The 19008-nt window shown below is 63.7% G+C and carries 18 protein-coding genes; 13 read left to right on the top strand and 5 right to left on the bottom strand.

The window, feature by feature from the left end:
- The first annotated feature begins 106 nt into the window (after positions 1-106).
- The 7 genes from J2X76_RS20510 to J2X76_RS20480 all read left to right on the top strand — a co-directional run bounded on the left by J2X76_RS20510 (position 107) and on the right by J2X76_RS20480 (position 8926).
- On the top strand, positions 107-2380 hold the full coding sequence (locus J2X76_RS20510) for a PAS domain-containing sensor histidine kinase (RefSeq protein WP_113129021.1): 2274 nt from the start codon (positions 107-109) through the stop codon (positions 2378-2380).
- Entirely contained in the window at positions 2370-3734 is a 1365-nt protein-coding gene (locus J2X76_RS20505) for a sigma-54 dependent transcriptional regulator (RefSeq protein ID WP_310219148.1), read from the top strand. The genes J2X76_RS20510 and J2X76_RS20505 overlap by 11 nt, the downstream gene beginning before the upstream one ends.
- 3 nt (positions 3735-3737) lie before the next feature.
- Complete coding sequence (gene trkA, locus J2X76_RS20500) at positions 3738-5114, top strand: Trk system potassium transporter TrkA (protein ID WP_310219146.1); 1377 nt, start codon at positions 3738-3740, stop codon at positions 5112-5114.
- Positions 5115-5144: 30 nt separating this feature from the next.
- Complete coding sequence (locus tag J2X76_RS20495; RefSeq protein WP_310219144.1) at positions 5145-6008, top strand: D-amino-acid transaminase; 864 nt, start codon at positions 5145-5147, stop codon at positions 6006-6008.
- A 106-nt stretch (positions 6009-6114) separates the two neighbouring features.
- Positions 6115-6357, top strand: coding sequence for an RNA chaperone Hfq (gene hfq, locus J2X76_RS20490; RefSeq protein WP_007757453.1), 243 nt, complete (start codon positions 6115-6117; stop codon positions 6355-6357).
- Positions 6358-6433: 76 nt separating this feature from the next.
- Positions 6434-7774, top strand: coding sequence for a GTPase HflX (gene hflX, locus J2X76_RS20485; RefSeq protein WP_310219138.1), 1341 nt, complete (start codon positions 6434-6436; stop codon positions 7772-7774).
- A gap of 132 nt (positions 7775-7906) precedes the next feature.
- Positions 7907-8926 carry an acyltransferase gene (locus J2X76_RS20480; RefSeq protein ID WP_310219137.1) on the top strand — a complete coding sequence of 340 codons (1020 nt, stop codon included), beginning with the start codon at positions 7907-7909 and terminating at the stop codon, positions 8924-8926.
- A 54-nt stretch (positions 8927-8980) separates the two neighbouring features.
- Here J2X76_RS20480 and J2X76_RS20475 read toward each other — a convergent pair whose 3' ends face one another.
- Positions 8981-9358: a helix-turn-helix domain-containing protein gene (locus J2X76_RS20475; RefSeq protein ID WP_113128984.1), complete on the bottom strand. Its 378-nt coding sequence runs from the start codon at positions 9356-9358 to the stop codon at positions 8981-8983.
- Between the two features lie 55 nt (positions 9359-9413).
- Here J2X76_RS20475 and J2X76_RS20470 point away from each other — a divergent pair, with 55 nt between their 5' ends.
- On the top strand, positions 9414-10199 hold the full coding sequence (locus tag J2X76_RS20470; protein ID WP_310219381.1) for an NAD(P)-binding domain-containing protein: 786 nt from the start codon (positions 9414-9416) through the stop codon (positions 10197-10199).
- Positions 10200-10309: 110 nt separating this feature from the next.
- On the opposite strand, the gene mazG is transcribed toward J2X76_RS20470, so the two are convergent.
- A complete protein-coding gene (mazG, locus tag J2X76_RS20465) occupies positions 10310-11143 on the bottom strand; it encodes a nucleoside triphosphate pyrophosphohydrolase (RefSeq protein ID WP_113128986.1) in 834 nt (277 codons plus the stop codon).
- A 27-nt stretch (positions 11144-11170) separates the two neighbouring features.
- Complete coding sequence (locus tag J2X76_RS20460; RefSeq protein WP_310219133.1) at positions 11171-11749, bottom strand: nucleoside deaminase; 579 nt, start codon at positions 11747-11749, stop codon at positions 11171-11173.
- A gap of 233 nt (positions 11750-11982) precedes the next feature.
- On the opposite strand from J2X76_RS20460, the gene cysG reads away from it, so the two are divergent.
- The 5 genes from cysG to J2X76_RS20435 all read left to right on the top strand — a co-directional run bounded on the left by cysG (position 11983) and on the right by J2X76_RS20435 (position 16965).
- A complete protein-coding gene (gene cysG, locus J2X76_RS20455) occupies positions 11983-13431 on the top strand; it encodes a siroheme synthase CysG (protein WP_310219132.1) in 1449 nt (482 codons plus the stop codon).
- 3 nt (positions 13432-13434) lie between these two features.
- Positions 13435-13749: a DUF2849 domain-containing protein gene (locus J2X76_RS20450; protein WP_310219131.1), complete on the top strand. Its 315-nt coding sequence runs from the start codon at positions 13435-13437 to the stop codon at positions 13747-13749.
- A 21-nt stretch (positions 13750-13770) separates the two neighbouring features.
- Entirely contained in the window at positions 13771-15444 is a 1674-nt protein-coding gene (locus J2X76_RS20445) for a nitrite/sulfite reductase (RefSeq protein ID WP_310219130.1), read from the top strand.
- Positions 15445-15954 (top strand): DUF934 domain-containing protein, encoded by a 510-nt coding sequence (locus J2X76_RS20440; RefSeq protein WP_310219129.1) that lies wholly within the window; start codon positions 15445-15447, stop codon positions 15952-15954.
- Positions 15955-16119: 165 nt separating this feature from the next.
- Entirely contained in the window at positions 16120-16965 is an 846-nt protein-coding gene (locus tag J2X76_RS20435; protein ID WP_310219128.1) for a ferredoxin--NADP reductase, read from the top strand.
- A gap of 325 nt (positions 16966-17290) precedes the next feature.
- On the opposite strand, the gene J2X76_RS20430 is transcribed toward J2X76_RS20435, so the two are convergent.
- A complete protein-coding gene (locus tag J2X76_RS20430; RefSeq protein ID WP_310219126.1) occupies positions 17291-17686 on the bottom strand; it encodes a hypothetical protein in 396 nt (131 codons plus the stop codon).
- Between the two features lie 870 nt (positions 17687-18556).
- Positions 18557-18955: a DUF3828 domain-containing protein gene (locus J2X76_RS20425; protein WP_310219124.1), complete on the bottom strand. Its 399-nt coding sequence runs from the start codon at positions 18953-18955 to the stop codon at positions 18557-18559.
- Positions 18956-19008: the final 53 nt, after the last annotated feature.

Genomic DNA, 19008 nt, shown 5'->3' with positions numbered 1-19008 from the left:
TCGAGGGGGTCGACCGGCCCTTTTCTGGGAAAGTGGCTGTCGCTTCGCTCGGTCTGACCGGGTTGGAATGATCTCCCGCGAGGGTTTGGGGATCGGAGTGGATTCGATGACGGAAGGCGTAACAGCGCCGATGGCCGATGACGAGCCAGCGGTGTCAGTGCAGGATCGGCGCGCGTCGTTTGCGCTCCCCGGCCTTCTGCTTGCCGGCGGAGCTTTGATCTGCGCGTCGGTGACGCTTTTCATCCTGCTCGGCCTGACACCGATCGCCCCGACCACCAATGTGGTGATCGCTTCGGCGGCGCTCAATTCGCTGTTCATCCTCGGCCTGATGTATCTGATCGGCCGCGAGATCGTCCGGCTGGTCAGGGCCCGCAACCGTGGCCGCGCGGCCGCCCGGCTGCATGTCCGCATCGTCGTCCTGTTTTCGATCGTGGCGATCACGCCGGCGGTGCTGGTGGCGATCTTCGCCAGCCTGACGCTGAATGTCGGCCTCGACCGCTGGTTCTCGCTGCGCACCCAGTCGATCGTGCAGTCGTCCCAGGATGTCGCCCGCGCCTACATGCTCGAGAATGCCAGCTACCTCCAGGGCCAGACGGTGTCGATGTCGAACGACCTCGAACGCAACCGGCCGATGTTCTATCTCGACCGCACCGGCTTCGTGGAACTGATGACCCGCCAGGCGCGCGGCCGCGGCATGCTCGGCGCCTTCCTGGTGCGCGAGGACGGCCAGGCGATCGTTCAGGCCGACATCAAGACCGAAAAACCGCTGCCGGCGATCCCGGCGGATGCGCTGAAGACGGCGGCCGCCGGCCAGCCGACGCTGATCCCGCCGGGTGTCACCAATCTCGTCGGCGCCGTGATCAAGCTCGACGCCATCCCGGGCTCCTATCTCTATACGATCCGCGCCGTCGATCCGAAGGTCATCTCGGCCATGCGGCTGATGGAGGAGAATACCGCCGAATACCAGGCGATGGAGGCCGGCCGAACCTCGCTGCAGATCGCCTTTGCCGTCCTCTATCTCGGTTTCGCCCTGATCGTGCTGCTCGCGGCGATCTGGACCGCGATCGCGGTCGCCGACCGCATCGTCCGGCCGATCCGGCTGTTGATCAGCGCCGCCGACAGCGTGGCGACCGGCAACCTCAACGTCGTGGTGCCGGTGCGTGCCGCAGATGGCGATGTCGGCAGCCTGTCGCGCACCTTCAACAAGATGATTTCAGAAATCCGGAGCCAGCGCGACGAGATCCTCGAAGCCAAGGACGAGGTGGATGACCGCCGCCGCTTCATCGAGGCGGTGCTGTCGGGCGTCACCGCCGCCGTCATCGGCGTCGAGGAGGATCGCCGCATCACCATCGTCAATCCGTCGGCGGAACATTTCCTCGGCGTTCCCGCCGAAAAGCTGATCGGCGAGAAGCTGGAGGATGTCGCACCGGAGATCGACCTCGTCCTGACCGAGGCGCGCAGCAGGGCCCGCGGCGAGTTCCGCAAGCAGGTGAACCTGATGCGCGGCGGCAAGGAGCGGACGCTGTCGGTTCAGGTCACCCGCGAGGAACAGCGTACCGCCCACGACAGCTACGTGGTGACGCTCGACGACATTACCGATCTCGTCATCGCCCAGCGTTCGACCGCCTGGGCGGATGTGGCGCGCCGCATCGCCCACGAGATCAAGAACCCGCTCACCCCGATCCAGCTGTCCGCCGAGCGCCTCAAGCGCCGTTACGGCAAGCAGATCGCCGAGGACGACCGCGCGGTCTTCGATCAGTGCACCGATACGATCGTGCGCCAGGTCGGCGATATCGGCCGCATGGTCGACGAGTTCTCCTCTTTCGCCCGCATGCCGAAACCCGCCAAGGAAGAGGCAGATCTGCGCGACATCCTGCGCGACGCGATCTTTCTGCGCGAGATGGGCACGACCCATGTGGATTTCATCCGCGAGCTCGGCGACGAGCCGCTGAAGGGCATGTTCGATGCACGCATGCTCGGCCAGGCGTTCGGCAATCTGATCAAGAACGCCGTCGAGGCGATCGAGGCGGTGGCGAGCGATCAGGAACGCGACGGCCGCAAGGTCAAGGTACGCTCGGTCTACGATGCGGCGAGCGACACCTATGTGGTGGATATCATCGACAATGGCAGCGGCCTGCCGAGCGAAAACCGGCACCGCATTCTGGAGCCCTACATGACCATGCGCGAGAAGGGCACGGGTCTGGGGCTCGCCATCGTCAAGAAGATCATCGAAGAACACGGCGGGCAGCTCGAGCTGCACGATGCTCCCGCCGATTTCGATCATGGCAAGGGCGCCATGATCAGGGTGCTGCTGCCGCATCTGGAGCGGGTGGCGGTGCCGGGAACGGATAATAACAAGGAATTGGCTTATGGCGTCTGATATTCTGGTCGTAGATGACGAGGCGGATATCCGCGATATCGTGTCTGGAATTCTGTCCGACGAGGGACACGAAACCCGCACGGCCCACGACAGCGACAGCGCGCTTGCCGCGATCTCGGACCGCGTGCCGCGACTGGTCTTCCTGGATATCTGGATGCAGGGCTCCAGGCTCGACGGCCTGGCGCTGCTCGACGAAGTCAAGAGCCGGCATCCCGATCTGCCCGTCGTGATGATCTCCGGCCACGGCAATGTCGAGACGGCGGTATCGGCGATCAAGCGCGGCGCCTTCGATTTCATCGAAAAGCCGTTCAAGGCCGACCGGCTGATTCTGATCGCCGAGCGGGCGCTCGAAAACTCCAAGCTCAAGCGCGAGGTGACGGAGCTCAAGAAACGCACCGGCGACGCGGCCGAACTGGTCGGCACCTCGGTCGCCGTCTCGCAGCTGCGCCAGACGATCGAGAAGGTGGCACCTACCAACAGCCGCGTGATGATCCTCGGCCCCTCGGGCTCGGGCAAGGAACTCGTCGCCCGTATGATCCACAAGCGCTCGTCGCGTGCCGCCGGTCCCTTCGTGGCGCTGAACGCTGCGACGATCACACCCGACCGAATGGAGATCGCGCTGTTCGGCACCGAAGGCGGCCCCGGCCAGGCCCGCAAGATCGGCGCGCTGGAGGAGGCGCATCGCGGCATCCTCTATCTCGACGAAGTCGGCGAAATGCCGCGCGAGACGCAGAACAAGATCCTTCGCGTGCTGGTCGACCAGCAGTTCGAGCGCGTCGGCGGCTCCAAGCGCGTCAAGGTCGATGTCCGCATCATCTCGTCCACCGCCTACAATCTCGAAAGCCTGATCGCCGACGGTTCGTTCCGCGAGGACCTCTATCACCGCCTGGCCGTCGTGCCGGTCAAGGTGCCGGCACTTGCCGAACGCCGCGAGGACATTCCCTTCCTGGTCGACATGTTCATGCGCCAGATTTCGGAACAGGCCGGCATCCGTCCGCGCCGGATCGGTGAGGACGCCATGGCCGTTCTCCAGGCCCATGATTGGCCCGGAAACATCCGCCAGCTGCGCAACAATATCGAGCGGCTGATGATCCTTGCCCGCTCCGACGGCCCGGATTCGCCGATTTCAGCCGACATGCTGCCGACCGACCTCGGCGACATGCTGCCCAAGGTGTCGGCCAAGGGCGACTACCACATCATGACGCTGCCGCTGCGCGAAGCCCGCGAAATGTTCGAGCGCGACTACCTGATCGCCCAGATCAACCGGTTCGGCGGCAATATTTCCCGCACCGCGGAATTCGTCGGCATGGAACGCTCGGCCCTGCACCGCAAGCTCAAGTCGCTCGGTGTTTAATCCATGAAGGTGATCATATGCGGCGCGGGGCAGGTGGGCTACGGCATCGCCGAACGGCTGTCGCAGGAGGACAATGACGTCTCGGTCATCGATACCTCCGCCGCGCTGATCGCCGCCATCACCGAGACCCTCGACGTCAAGGGCTATGTCGGCCACGGCGCCCATCCGGACATGCTGGAAAAGGCCGGCGCCGAAGACGCCGACATGATCATCGCGGTGACGCTCTACGACGAGGTCAACATCGTCGCCTGCGAGGTCGCGCATGCGCTCTTCTCGGTGCCGACCAAGATCGCCCGCATCCGCGCCCAGAGCTACCTGAAGCCGGAATATGCGGATCTCTTCAGCCGTCAGCACATGTCGATCGACGTGACGATCTCCCCGGAGATCGAGGTCGGCAAGATGGTGCTGCGGCGCATCTCCTTTCCCGGCGCCACCGACATCGTCAAATTCGCCGATGATCACATCGCCATGGTGGCGATCGAATGCATGGAGGATTGCCCGGTCGTCGCCACGCCTCTCCACCAGCTCTCGGATCTCTTCCCGGACCTGATGGCGACCGTGGTCGGCATCGTCCGCAATGGCGTCCTGACGGTCGCCCGCTCCGCCGACGAGCTCGAGGTCGGCGATCTCGCCTATGTCATCTGCCAGCGCGAGCACATCCGCCGCACGCTCGGCCTGTTCGGCCACGAGGAGCAGGAGGCGCGCCGCATCATCATCGCCGGCGGCGGCAATATCGGTTATTACGTCGCCCGCACCATCGAGGAACACCAGCCGAGAACGCGGCTGAAGATCATCGAGAGCGACCGGGAAAAGGCGCTTGCCGTTTCTGAAAAGCTGCGCAACACCATCGTGCTGCACGGCTCGGCGCTCGACCAGAATATCCTGACCCAGGCCGATATCCAGGATACCGACCTGATGATCACCCTCACCAACAACGACCAGATCAATATCCTCAGCGCGGTGCTCGCCAAATCGCTGGGCTGCAAGTCGAACCTGGTGCTGATCAACTCCACTTCCTTCCATCAGGTCACCGATGCGCTCGGCATCGACGCGCAGATCAATCCGCGCGCGGTGACGATCTCGCGCGTGCTGCAGCATGTCCGCAAGGGCCGCATCCGCTCGGTTTATGCGGTCGAGAACGGCGCCGCCGAGGTCATCGAGGCGGAGGCGCTCGAAACCTCGCCGCTGGTCGGCCGGCCGTTCCGCGAACTCGACCTGCCCGACGGCGTGCGCATAGGCGCCATCTACCGCGGCGAGGCGGTGATCCGCCCGAACGGCGATACGAAGATCAAGGCGCGAGACCGTGTGGTGCTGTTTGCAGCCGCCGAAGCCGTACGCCATGTGGAGCAGCTTTTCCGCGTTTCCATCCAGTATTTCTGACCCGATTTTCGAAAAGAGCAGGGACATCCGATGTCGAGAATTGCCTATGTGAACGGACAATATGTTCGCCATTCCGAAGCCGCGGTGCATGTGGAGGATCGCGGTTTCCAGTTCGCCGACGGCGTCTACGAAGTCTGCGAAATCCGCCACGGCATGATCGTCGACCTGACGCGCCACCTGAACCGGCTCGACCGCTCGCTGAGCGAATTGAGGATGGCCTCGCCGATGAGCCGGGCGGCGCTGACCTTCGTCATCCGCGAAGTGCTCCGCCGCAACCGGGTCAGGAACGGCATCTTCTACATGCAGGTTACCCGCGGCGCCGCCCGCCGCGACCACTACTTCCCGGCCGAGGGCACGCCGCCGACCATCACCATCACGGCCAAGAGCACCGACCCGTCGGTCGCGGCACGGAAATATGCAAGCGGCATCAAGGTCATCACTCTGCCGGAGAATCGCTGGGACCGCGTCGACATCAAGACGGTCGGCCTGCTGCCGAACGTGCTCGCCAAGCAGCAGGCGAAGGAGGCAGGCGCCCAGGACGCCATCTTCATCGACCGCAACGGCATCGTCATGGAAGGCGCGTCCTCCAACGTCTGGATCGTCACGCCGGACGGCGAACTGGTGACCCGACCGGCCGAACACGGCATCCTCAAGGGAATCACCCGCACGACGCTCATCGATGTCGCCGGAAAGCTCGGCCTCAAGGCCGTCGAGCGCGAGTTCAGGACGGAAGATATGCTGGCTGCCCGCGAGGTGTTTTTCACCTCCGCCACCGGGATCTGCGTGCCGATCGTCGAAATCGACGGAAAGCCCGTCGCCAACGGCCATCCCGGAACCGTGTCGTCAAGTATCCGCGACGCCTTTTTCGACGTTGCGGAAAAGACGGCGATTTGATAGTCAAACATCGGGGGAAGGGAAGCACGGGGCGCTTCCCTGTCGCTCTTATCAAGCTTGATCATGATTCCGGCTATCGGCCGGCAAAAAAGAAAGAAGCGGCGCTATGGCGGAACGTTCTCAGAACCTGCAGGATTTATTTCTCAATACTGTTCGCAAGCAGAAGATTTCCCTGACGATCTTCCTGATCAACGGGGTGAAGCTGACAGGTGTCGTGACATCGTTCGACAACTTCTGCGTCCTGCTTCGCCGTGACGGCCATTCTCAACTCGTGTATAAGCACGCGATCTCGACCATCATGCCGGGCCAGCCCATGCAGATGTTCGAAACCGAAGAGAACGCCGCCTAACAGGACAGAACAGATTTCAAATCGCGATACTTCCAACGAATCCCTGGTCCCGGAGGCTGAAAAGCGCCGGGACGACATGCGGGCGCTCGTCATCGTGCCGGTCCTCAAGCAGGTCAGGCCGAAAGCCGGGCAGGGCGACTCGAGCCCGGCGCCTGCACCCCAGCGCTCCAACGAGGCTCGACTCGAAGAGGCGATCGGCCTTGCCAAGGCGATCGACCTTGAGATCGTCCAGGGGCTGATCGTGCCGGTCAGCCAGCCGCGCCCGGCCACCCTGATGGGCACCGGCAAGATCGAGGAGATCAAGGCGCTGCTCGACGAGCACGATGCCGGCCTCGTCATCGTCGATCATCCGCTGACGCCGGTGCAGCAGCGCAATCTGGAGAAGGAATGGCAGGCCAAGGTCATCGACCGCACCGGCCTGATCCTCGAAATCTTCGGCCGCCGCGCCTCCACCAAGGAAGGCACGCTGCAGGTCGATCTGGCGCATCTCAACTACCAGAAGGGCCGCCTGGTCCGCAGCTGGACCCACCTTGAGCGCCAGCGCGGCGGCGCCGGCTTCATGGGCGGCCCTGGTGAAACCCAGATCGAAGCCGACCGCCGGCTCTTGCAGGAACGCATCGTCAAGCTGGAGCGCGAGCTCGAGCAGGTCGTGCGCACCCGCCAGCTCCACCGCGCCAAGCGCCGCAAGGTGCCGCATCCGATCGTGGCGCTGGTCGGCTACACCAATGCCGGCAAGTCGACGCTGTTCAACCGCATCACCGGTGCCGGCGTGCTCGCCGAGGACATGCTGTTCGCCACCCTCGACCCGACCCTGCGCCGCATGAAGCTGCCGCACGGCCGCACGGTGATCCTTTCCGATACGGTCGGTTTCATCTCCGACCTGCCGACCCATCTGGTCGCCGCCTTCCGCGCCACGCTGGAAGAGGTGCTGGAAGCCGATCTCGTCCTGCATGTGCGCGACATGTCCGATCCGGACAACGCCGCCCAGGCCGGCGACGTGATGCGCATCCTTGCCGATCTCGGCATCGACGAGAAGGAAGCCGCCAAGCGGATCATCGAGGTCTGGAACAAGATCGACCGGCTCGACCCGGAGGCCCACGAGGCGATTGCCGAACGCGCCGCCGGCCGCGAGAACGTCATGGCCGTCTCGGCGATTTCGGGCGAGGGCGTCGATGCCCTGATGGACGAGATTTCGAAGCGTCTTTCCGGCGTGCTCACCGAAACCTCGATCATCATCCCGGCCGACCAGCTTTCCATCCTCTCCTGGGTCTATAGCAACGCCATCGTCGATGGCCGCGAGGACAACGAGGACGGCTCCGTCACGCTCGACGTCCGCATGTCCGAGGCCGAGGCGGCCGAGTTCGAACGCAAGCTCGGCAACGGCCCGAAGGCCGCCAAGGAAGACTGGGAACGCTAACGGCACCCCGCCGCCTGTTTGGGCGACGGCGAGCCGCGTCATGATGTTGCCCGGTTTTTGCGTTGCAACATGGCCGACGAAAACGGCCGCGGATCCCCCATTGTCATTCCCGGCCGGCAACGATGGTGTCCGATGCTACAGAGCCCGCCGCACGAAGAGACCGGAAAGCACCTCGACTATCTGGACGGATGGCGGGGCATGGCGGTCATCTTCGTGATCGTCGGCCACTTCTGGCTGGATGATTTCAAGCCCGGGGTCAGCACGTTCGGCGTGGACCTGTTCTTCGTCCTGTCCGGCCGGCTGATGGCAGAAATCCTGTTCGTCAGGCGGGCGGAATTGCCGACCTTCTTTTTCCGGCGTTTTTCGCGCATCTATCCGGCGCTGTTCGTCTTCGTGGTCATTACCACCCTTGCTTTCCAGGGCAGCGAGATTTCTCACGGTCCGGTCGCCGCCTTGCTGGCGCTGACGTTCACGATCAACTACGCCATGGTCTACACGCATCCGGTGGCGCTGCTCGATCACCTGTGGTCGCTCTGCGTCGAGGAGCATGCCTATATTCTTCTGGCCGGCATCGCATTCCTGTCCCGGCGCAGACTGTTTCCGGTCGCCGCCCTCGTCATCGCGCTCGGCGCTGCGGCGATGCTGAACGGCATCATTCGCACGGAACTCGGCGCCAGCGTCCTCTATACCCACTGGCGCAGCGACGTCTCCGTGGCCGGGATATTTTTGGCCGGCGGCCTTTGGCTGCTGCTGCGCAATCGCCGGGCGCCGTGGTGGATATCTCCGCTGGCGCTGTTGATCGCTGTCGTGGCCAAGGGCGCGCCGTCTCAGTTTCTCTCGTTCGGCCTGTCGACCGCCATGCTGGCGCTGTCGATCACCACGATCGACAGCGCGGCCCCGATCTTCCGCAAGGTCCTGTCCGCGAAGGTCCTCACCTATGCGGGCCTGTGGTCCTTCTCGCTTTATCTGTGGCAGCAGCCCTTCTACAAGCTCTACCGCGAAGGGGCGGCGCCGACCCCTTTGCTGCTTCTGGCCGCCCTCGCGACCGCCCTCGCCAGTTTCTATCTCGTGGAAAAGCCGGCCCGAAGGGCGCTCAACCGCCTCTTCCAGAACCGGGCAGGGAAGGTCGCCGCCGCCGGCCGCGCGGTCTAGGCCGGTTTTGCGAAAAGCCGCGGCCTTGGAGACATGGGGATCGCCTGATGATGCTCACGTCGCGGCTTGTTCAGCCATCCAATCCCGGCGCTTGTAGGCCCAGTCGATGAGTTCCGCCATCGAGGGCCCCAGAGCCTTGCCCATCTCGGTCAGCGCGTATTCCACCTTCGGCGGGACCTGCGGATAAACGGTTCGCGTCACGATGCCGTCCTTCTCCAGCTCCTTGAGCTGCTGGATGAGCATCTTCTGGTTGACGCCCTCGACACGCCTCTCGAGTTCCGAAAAACGCAGCGCGTCCTTTGCCCCGAACAGCTGGCAGATGATGACGATCTTCCATTTGCCTTCCAGCACCCTCAGGGCGTCGGTGGTCGCTTCCGCCCAGATAAGATGCTGATGCGGATCGCCGCACTTCCAGTCCCGTTCCTGCGCCATACTTACCTTTTGGTGGGTAACCCACTTTTTCGTCTGTTCTTATTGCTGTCGCAGTATCCATTACTTTGGGGAGCAGAACAACAGGAGTAACAGGATGAAAATCGGCATTATCGGCATCGGCAATATCGGCGGCACGCTGGCCCGCAAGCTCGCAGCGGCCGGGCACGAGGTGAGGGTGGCGAACTCGAAGGGGGCTGAGGCCGTGCGGCCGTTCGCGGAGGAAATCGGAGCCACCGCGGCCGACACGCGCGCAGCCGTCTCCGGCGCGGATCTGGTCATCATGTCCATTCCGCCCCCGGCCATCGCGAAGCTGCCCAGGGACCTTTTCCAGGATGTGCCGGCGGGCGTTCCCGTGGTGGATACCGCCAACTACTATCCGGGCATGCGCGACCCGCAGATCGCCGAGCTTGACGCGGGCGAAGTCGAGAGCGTGTGGGTTTCCAGGCAGCTCGGCCGTCCCGTCATCAAGGCGTTCAACAACATCCTCGCCCGGTCCCTGACGCAGCTGGGTCAGCCCGAAGGTACGCCGGGGAGGCTGGCCGTGGCCGTTGCCGGAGACGATGCCGCGGCCAAGCAGCTTGTCATGGGCATCGTGAACGAGGTTGGCTTCGATCCGGTCGATGGCGGGCCGCTGACGGAGTCGTGGCGGCAACAGCCCTCCACACCGGGTTATTGGTGCGATTACGACGCGGCCACCATGCGCAAGGCACTGGCTGCCGCAGTCAAGGGCGAAGCGCCTGCCAAGCGCGACCAGCTGCTCGAAAAGATGGGAGCGCTTGGACCCAATGCCACCCATGCCGACATAGTGGCGATGAACCGCTCACTGAACCCGCTGGCATAGGGAGCGCTTAGCCGTGCCACCGTCCGCCGGGCGGCAGGTGGTGCGGCGTCAAGCCATGCAGTTCGCGACCTCATTCTCCGTCGCGCCGGGCGGCTCCTCGGCCCGGATTGTCAGCCGATCTGCCGCTCGATCGCCTTTGCCGCCTGCCAGAGCTCCTCCATGCGCTCCAGGGTTGCCTCTTCCAGCGTCTGACTCGACTTTTCAAGCGATGTCTCGATGTAGTTGAATCGTCGCCTGAATTTCGTGTTGGTGCCGCGCAGCGCCTCTTCCGGATCGGCCTTCACGTGACGGCCGATATTGACCAGCGCGAAGATCAGGTCGCCGAGTTCGTCCGAGATCTTGGCGTGGTTTCCGTCGCGCAGCGCCTCGCGCAGTTCGCCCACCTCTTCCTCGATCTTGTCGAGGATGGGCTCGGCCTCCGACCAGTCGAAACCGACCTTGGCCGCCCGCTGCTGCAGCTTCAGCGCTTCGGTCAAAGCCGGCTGGGCGCGATGCACGCTGCCGAGATATCCGAGCTTGAAGTCTTCGGTAATGCCGCGCCGCGCCCGCCGTTCGGCCCGCTCGCGCTTCTCTTCCGTCTTGATGTCGTCCCATTGCAGCTTCACCGCATCCGGCGTCGCGGCGTCCGAAACGGCAAACACATGCGGGTGCCGGCGGATCATCTTTCTGGTGATTGCCTGCACCACGTCGCCAAATGCGAATTCTCCGGCTTCCTCGGCCATGCGGGCATGAAACACGACCTGCAGCAAGAGATCGCCCAGCTCCTCGCAGAGGTCGTCCATGTCGTTGCGCTCGATCGCGTCGCCCACCTCATAGGCTTCCTCGATCGTGTAGGGCTTGATAGTCGAAAAATTCTGCTCGAGGTCCCAGGGGCAGCCGGTAACCGGTGTCCTGAGCGCCGCCATGATTTCGATCAGCCGCGAAATATCCTTCGATGCTTCCATCTGTCTTTGTCCTTCAATGCCGGAATATCAGGCGAGCGGAATGTCGTTCTTGTCCTTGCCCGACTGGTAGACGCCGGAAAGCCCGTCATAACGGGCCTTGATGCGGGCTGTTTGGGTCTGGAGGTCGGTGCGGAGCGTCTCGTCTTCGCTGCCGACCAGATCGGCAATCGCATAGGAATGCCAGAAGGCGTTGTTGCGCCGATAACCGCCGGGCTCGAGCCCGAACACCTCTTTCAGGATCTTCAGGTCATGCGGAATGGCGAAGGCGTCGCGCGAGTCCTCGTGGCTGAAAAAATAGTAGAAATTGTCGAACCCCGCCCAGGTGATCGCCGACATGCACATCGTGCACGGTTCATGAGTCGAAAGGAAAATCAAATCCTTGGTCGCAAGTTCTCGCGTAGTTTCGTAAAAGCGCTTCAGCGTGTGCACTTCGCCATGCCAAAGCGGATTCTCGAGCTCGTTATTGGTCTCGGCAATCACCAGCGACAGGTCGGATTTTTTGAGGATCGCCGCGCCGAAAACCTTGTTGCCGGCGGCAACGCCCTGTTTCGTGAGGGGCAGAATGTCGTTTTCGATGACGTCGAGAAGGCGGGCGGCGATTGTCATGGGAACTCTTTATCGTGATGTGTCTAGGCAGTTTATGGCGCGGAACGGGTCGATCGGAACAAAACATCTTAGTCTACTGAAATACTGGAGAAATATCGTCCGCGGTGGCTTTTGCTCAAGAACCGGTTGATCGTAAAACAGAAATACCCGGTCGCAACCCACTTCGCATATCCATTCCTTCAATTCCGGCGCCTTATTGTGGATATTGCTGTTATATGATTCAGGATAACCGCATGTCCCCAAGCCAACAACGCCTGTCGGTCTTCCCGGCCTTCTTCCGCGTCAGCGGACGGAGCGTTGTCGTGTTCGGCAATGGCGACGAAGCCTATGCCAAGGCCCGCCTGTTGCGCAACACCGAGGCGGATATTGTCGCCTGCGTCTCCGCACCGGAAAAGGACTATGCCGCCTGGCTGGCCTCCGAAGGCATCGAGACCGTGCAGTCGGATTTCTCGACGGACCGGATTGGAGAGCGGATCGGCGGCGCCGTCATGGTGTTCGCCGCGACCGGCGATGCCGCGCTGGACCGGGCGATCGTCACCGCCGCCCGCGCCAGAAAAATCCCCGCCAATGCGGTCGACCAGCCTGATTTCTGCGATTTCTACACGCCGGCCCTCGTCAACCGCGCGCCGGTCGCCATCGCCATCGGCACCGAAGGGGCGGGCCCGGTCCTCGCCCAGATGATCCGCGCCCGCATCGACCGGATGCTGTCGCCCTCGCTCGGCGTGCTGGCCCGCCTTGCCGCCGAGTATCGCGATGCCGCCGAACGCCTGGTGCCGCGCGGTGTATCGCGCCGCATCTTCTGGCGCCGCTTTTTCTCCGCGGATGTCGCGAGCGCCGTCGATGCCAACGACATGGCCGCGGCCCGCCGTTCCGCCAATGCACTTCTGTCCACCCCCGGCCGCGCCCAGGGCTATATCTGGCTGGTCGGCGCCGGTCCGGGCGCCGAGGACCTGTTGACGCTGCGGGCCCAGCGCGTGCTGATGGAAGCCGATGCGATCGTCTACGACGCGCTGGTGCCGCAGGCGATCGTCGACATGGGCCGCCGCGATGCCGAGCGCCTGTCGGTCGGCAAGCGCAAGAACTGCCATTCGAAATCTCAAGAAGAAATCAACAGGTTGCTCGTCAGGCTCGGCCGCGAAGGAAAGCGCGTCGTGCGGCTGAAGTCCGGCGATCCGCTTGTTTATGGCCGCGCGGGCGAGGAAATGGCCGCGCTCCGCGAAGCCGGCGTCAGTTACGAGATCGTGCCCGGCATCACGTCGGCCTTTGCCGCCGCCGCCGATTTCGACTTGCCGCTGACGCTGCGCGGCGTCGCCTCGTCGCTGATCTTCACCACCGGCCACGACCTGACCGGCGACGTCCTGCCCGACTGGGCAAGCCTTGCCATTTCCGGCGCGACGATCGCCGTCTATATGGGGCGCACGGTTGCGGCCTCGGTCGCCGGACGGTTGATGGACGCCGGCCTTGCGCCGGAAACCACGGTCGCGGTGATCGAAAATGCCAGCCGCGCCGACCGCCGGCTTTTCCACGGCGTTCTGCGGGAACTGCCGGATCTGGAAGCGCGCGACGATCTGTCCGGCCCGGTCATGGTAATCATCGGCGAAGCCGTCGCCGGTGCGAATTTCAGGAAGTCCGAACCGCTTTCCGCCGGAAAGGTTCTGGTTCGCGAGGAAGTGGGACTGTAAAAGATGACCGACAAGGTTCTGACCGCCAACCGCCTGTCCGACGGCATCGCCGTCTGGCTCGACGCGAATGGCCATTGGGTGGAAGGCCTGCAGGACGCGATCGTCGCCCGCCATGCCGAGGCCGTCGCCTCGCTGGAGGCGATCGGCAAGCGCGATTTTGCCGAGAACCGGGTGGTTGACGTGGCCGTCGTCGAGGTGGAGGAGCAGGACGGAAAGCTCTGGCCGCTGCGCCTTCGCGAACGGATCCGTGCCCAGGGCCCGACCATGGAATATGCTGCCGGATATCGCGCCGCCGATCCGGCTTTTATCGCAGTCTGATACCGAAAGTTCGGGGAAGTCATGTACCGTTACGACGAATTCGACCACGCTTTTGTTTCGAGCCGCGTGGAGCAGTTCCGCGATCAGGTCGGCCGCCGCCTCGCCGGTGAACTGGCCGAGGACGCCTTCAAGCCGCTGCGCCTGATGAACGGCGTCTACCTCCAGCTGCACGCCTACATGCTGCGCGTCGCGATCCCCTATGGAACGCTGAACGGCAAGCAGATGCGCATGCTCGCCCACATCGCCCGCAAGTACGACCGCGGTTACGGCCATTTCACCACCCGCCAGAACATCCAGTACAACTGGCCGAAACTTTCCGACACGCCGGATATCCTGGCCGAGCTCGCAAGCGTCGAGATGCACGCGCTGCAGACCTCGGGCAACTGCATCCGCAATGTCACCGCCGACCACTTTGCCGGCGCTGCCGCCGACGAGGTCGCCGATCCGCGGCCTTACGCCGAAATCCTGCGCCAGTGGTCCTCCGTCCACCCGGAATTCTCGTTCCTGCCGCGCAAATTCAAGATCGCCGTCACCGGCGCCGAGCGCGACCGTGCCGCGATCCAGGTGCACGACATCGGCCTGCACCTGAAGAAGAACGAGGAAGGCGAGATCGGTTTTGCCGTCTATGTCGGCGGCGGGCAGGGGCGCACGCCGATGATCGCCAAGAAGATCAAGGACTTTCTTCCCGAGGAGGACCTGCTGTCCTACACGACCGCGATCATGCGCGTTTATAACCTGCATGGCCGCCGCGACAACAAGTACAAGGCGCGCATCAAGATCCTTGTCCACGAGACCGGCGCCGAGGAACTGGCCCGCCAGGTGGAGGAGGAATTCTCCCACCTTCAGGGCAGCGAGCTGAAGCTGCCGGACGCCGACATCCAGGCGATCGCCGCCTATTTCGCGCCGCCGGCTTTGGCCGACCGCGCCGAAGGCTGGCCGCAGCTTGCCGGCTGGAAGAAGCAGGACGAGGCCTTCGCCCGCTGGGTGGACCAGAACGTCAAGCCGCACAAACATCCCGACTATGGCATGGTGACCATTTCCCTGAAGCCGATCGGCGGCATTCCGGGCGACGCCTCCGAGGTGCAGATGGACGCGATCGCCGACCTGGCGGAAGAGTTCGCCTTCGACGAGATCCGCATCAGCCACGAGCAGAACGTCATCCTGCCGCATGTGGCGCTGGCCGATCTTGAGCCGCTTTACCGGGCGCTGGTGGCGCAGAACCTGGCGACCGCCAATGCCGGCCTGATCACCGACATCATTGCCTGTCCCGGGCTCGACTATTGCGCGCTGGCGAACGCCCGTTCGATCCCGCTGGCGCAGGAAATCTCCTCCCGGTTCGGCGCGGCCGAGCGGCAGGCGGAAATCGGCGAGCTGAAGATCAAGATTTCCGGATGCATCAATGCCTGCGGCCACCACCATGTCGGCCATATCGGTCTCCTTGGCGTCGAGAAGAAGGGCGCCGAGCTCTATCAGATCACGCTTGGAGGCTCCGGGGATGAAAATACCTCGATCGGCGAAATCATCGGCCGCGGCTTCGAGCCGAACAAGGTGACCGACGCGGTGGAAACTATCGTCGATACCTATCTCGGCCTTCGTACGTCGAAGGAGGAAACCTTTCTCGAGGCCTATCGCCGCGTCGGGCCACAGCCTTTCAAGGAAGCGCTCTACGGCGATGCCAAGGCGGAGGCTGCGTAAATGACCCGTATCTGGAGAGAAACCGGCTTCGTCGAGAACGACCCCTGGGTGATCGAGACCGAGGAAGTGAAGGCGACCGAGGACCAGAAGGTGCTGCTGCCGCTCGACGAGATGATCGCCCGGGCCGAGGAAAGCAACGATGTCGGCCTCGGCGTGCTGATCCGCCCGGCCGACGACGTGCGCAAGCTGGAACCCTATCTCTACCGCATCGAGATCGTCGCGGTGGATTTCCCGGCCTTCAACGACGGCCGCGCCTTTTCGCATGCCTCGCTGTTGCGTGACCGGCTCGGCTACAGGAACGAGCTGCGCGCGGTCGGCGACGTGCTGATCGACCAGGTGCCGCTGATGCTGCGTTGTGGCATCGACAGCTTTTCGGTGAAGAACGCCACGGCGCTGAAACGGCTCGAAGAGGGCCGGCTGCCGGGCATCGCCGAACACTACCAGCCGACGGCCCGCCACGCCGAAAAGGGCGAGGGTTATAGCTGGCGCCGCCGGACAGTGACCGCCTGAGGCCCCGGGAAGACCGGACAAAGGTGAGTTTCCCGCACATATTTTTCCTGAAGCTCTGCGACAAAGACACGCGGATGCCTTCAAATGCGGGGCCATATGGTATATTTCGCTTTTGCGAAAAACGACGAGACGAAGAGACTTCTTAGGACGGAAAGACGGGCAGGTATGAACGCTCCAGCAAAGACCGACGACTTCGTAGTGGCTGAGAACCAGGCGGCGGCCCCGGCGGCGGCAAAGATTCCGGACGGCGTTTATGCCGAGACGGTGCTTGCCGTCGAGCATTACACCGACCGCCTATTCCGCTTCCGCATGACCCGGCCGGCCGGTTTCCGCTTCCGCTCCGGCGAGTTCGCGATGATCGGCCTGATGGTCGGCGACAAGCCGGTCTACCGCGCCTATTCGATCGCCAGCCCCGCCTGGGACGAGGAGCTGGAATTTTTCTCGATCAAGGTGCCGGACGGCCCGCTGACCTCGCATCTGCAGGCGATCAAGCCCGGTGACACGGTGCTGATGCGCAAGAAGCCGACCGGCACGCTGGTGCTCGACGCGCTGACGCCCGGCAAGCGGCTCTACATGTTCTCGACCGGCACCGGCATCGCCCCCTTCGCCAGCCTGATCCGCGACCCCGAGACCTACGAAAAGTTCGAGGAAGTCATCCTGACGCATACCTGCCGCGACGTCGCCGAGCTGAAATACGGCTTCGACCTCATGGAGGAGATCAGGAACCACGAATTCCTGGCGGACCTGGTCGGGGACAAGCTGAAGCACTACCCGACCGTGACCCGCGAGGAATTTTCCCACAAGGGCCGCATCACCGACCTGATCGAGAACGGCAAGCTGTTTTCCGACCTCGGCGTCCCGGCGCTCGACCCGGCCGTCGACCGCGGCATGATCTGCGGCTCCTCGGCGATGCTGAAGGACACCAAGGACCTGCTCGAAAAGGCGGGCCTTGTCGAAGGCTCCAACAACAAGCCCGGCGAATTCGTCATCGAAAGGGCGTTTGTGGGGTGAGAAGCGACGGCCTGCGGCCGGCAAAACGCTCCAGTGGAGCGTTTTGAGCTTCGAACGCCCTGAGCCCGAGCGAAGGGCCGGGGGGCGGTGCGTCACACTCGGCCCCGTCAAGACCTCGCCTCATCCGGCAAAACGCTCCGGTGGAGCGTTTTGAGCTTCGAACGCCGCGAGCCAAAGCGAGTGGCCGGGCAGGAACGGTCGGGCGCAGCCCGAGCAATCGATCCAGTGAATCGATTGCAGTGACGAACGCCCTGAGCCCAAGCGAAGGGCCGGGGGGCGGTGCGTCATACGCGATCCCCTTGCACCGTCCCCACGCCCGCCCACCTCAATCAGGCTCCTCCGGCGCCAGCGCCTCGCGTTTCCTGCGAAACGCATTCCAGCGCTTGCGGTCGCTCTTGTGAATCATGGTGTTGGCGATATCGAGGCCGGCGTCTTCCAGGGCGCGGCGGATGGGATAGCGGGACGCGTACATCAGCCGTTCGTTCCAGCCGCCATGATCGCGGATGCGGCGGGCCTGATCGTAGAGTTCGTCGAAGGCCCGGCGCTGCCCGGCATTCAGGTTATTCAGGCAGCAGGGCTCGCCATTCGCGTTGAAATGCCAGTAACATTCATTCCGGCGGCGGCAGTCGCGGCGCCGGCAGGCCATCTGGGGCAGGGCGAGCATTTCGGCGGTGCGGGCGGCGAGATAGGTTTCGAGGGGCGGCGGCTTTCTGTCGGACATGATGATCCCTTGGCGATCTCGATGATTTCTGTCGGACGGGGCGCTGAAAGCTGCCTCGTAAGTTAAGTTATAAGTGACACCTCTCAGCGCCCCGTTCGGCGGTTTTTATCCGCGACTCCGGTCCCTCTGCCGTGGCCTTTCCGGACGGTTCCCTGCTGCCGGACTTTCCGTCCCTGTTCTCGGGTCAGACGCGAGGACAAGGACGGACGGACTTCCATGAGCCCGGCGAAACCATCCGGTCGACCACCCTGTGTGCCGCACAGGCACGCCCGGCGCGCTCTTTCGGGCATCAAGAGACGAAGGCCCGGTCCGTTTGCCTCCGCCTCTCCCCGTGTCGCCGGAGGGAGACCATTTTCCGCGAACCCCGGATGGAAGGACTTACGTCCTTTCCTCCCACCCGGCGCCGGTCCCGCCTCGCCGCAACGCCTTGCGGTGTATCCGCGACGGAACGGGGAGATTGTAGGCATGGGTTGGGAGGGTGGGGATGAAGTGGAGGTTAAGTGTTTGACGGAGCTGAGAGGGAGGTGCCGAATATACCCGGATAGGGTGGTGCCTGGAGGGTGGATCCTCGGGTCGAGCCCGAGGATGACGACCTGAGAGCCCGAGGATCACGGAGGAAGGGGCGGAGCACACCACCCATCGGCGTCATCCTCGGGCTCGACCCGAGGATCCATCCGCCGTGCGTCTGCACGGCGAGAGACATTTTCGTGTGGGGTCGAGGCAAGTAGAGTCTTCCGCGCCGCCGACGCGGCGCTGCTGGATTCCTGTGACAAGCACAGGAATGAGGGAGGAAAGGGACCGCCAAAAGGCCGCGGAGGAAAGTTATGGCCGGAGAAAGGAGGGTGGTACCCCCGCGTAAAACCCAGCCCGCTACTGCCCCAGAAGCTCGCGAACACTCCAGGGGTCGTCGCCGGACTGGTCGGCGATGTCGTCCACCTTCCAGCCGCCGTTTTCGCGCACCAGCGTGGAATAGGGCGTCGCCGAACGGTTGCCGTTGCGGAAGGACACTTCCAGCTCGGCCATGTCGCCGAGGATGATCGGCGGGGAAAGCCGGACATTGCTGGCGACGCCATCCTGCCCGGCCAGGATCGGATCGAAATCCACCGCCTCGCCATTCGCCGTCAGGCTCTCGTTGAGCGCCTCGGAAGAATAGGCGGAATCGAACGTCTCGGCATAGAGGCAATTGATCAGCGCCTGCGGGGAGGTGTAGGTGCGGGCTTGGGCGGCGGTGGCGGCTAACAGGGCGAAGACGAGGGCGAGTCGGCGCATGGGTGAGGAGGCCCCGGTTGGATGCGAGGGGATGGTTACGCGAGGGAGGGGTG

Source organism: Neorhizobium sp. 2083 (assembly GCF_031455615.1).
Lineage (GTDB): Bacteria > Pseudomonadota > Alphaproteobacteria > Rhizobiales > Rhizobiaceae > Neorhizobium.
This window is presented reverse-complemented; position numbering and strand designations above follow the sequence as displayed.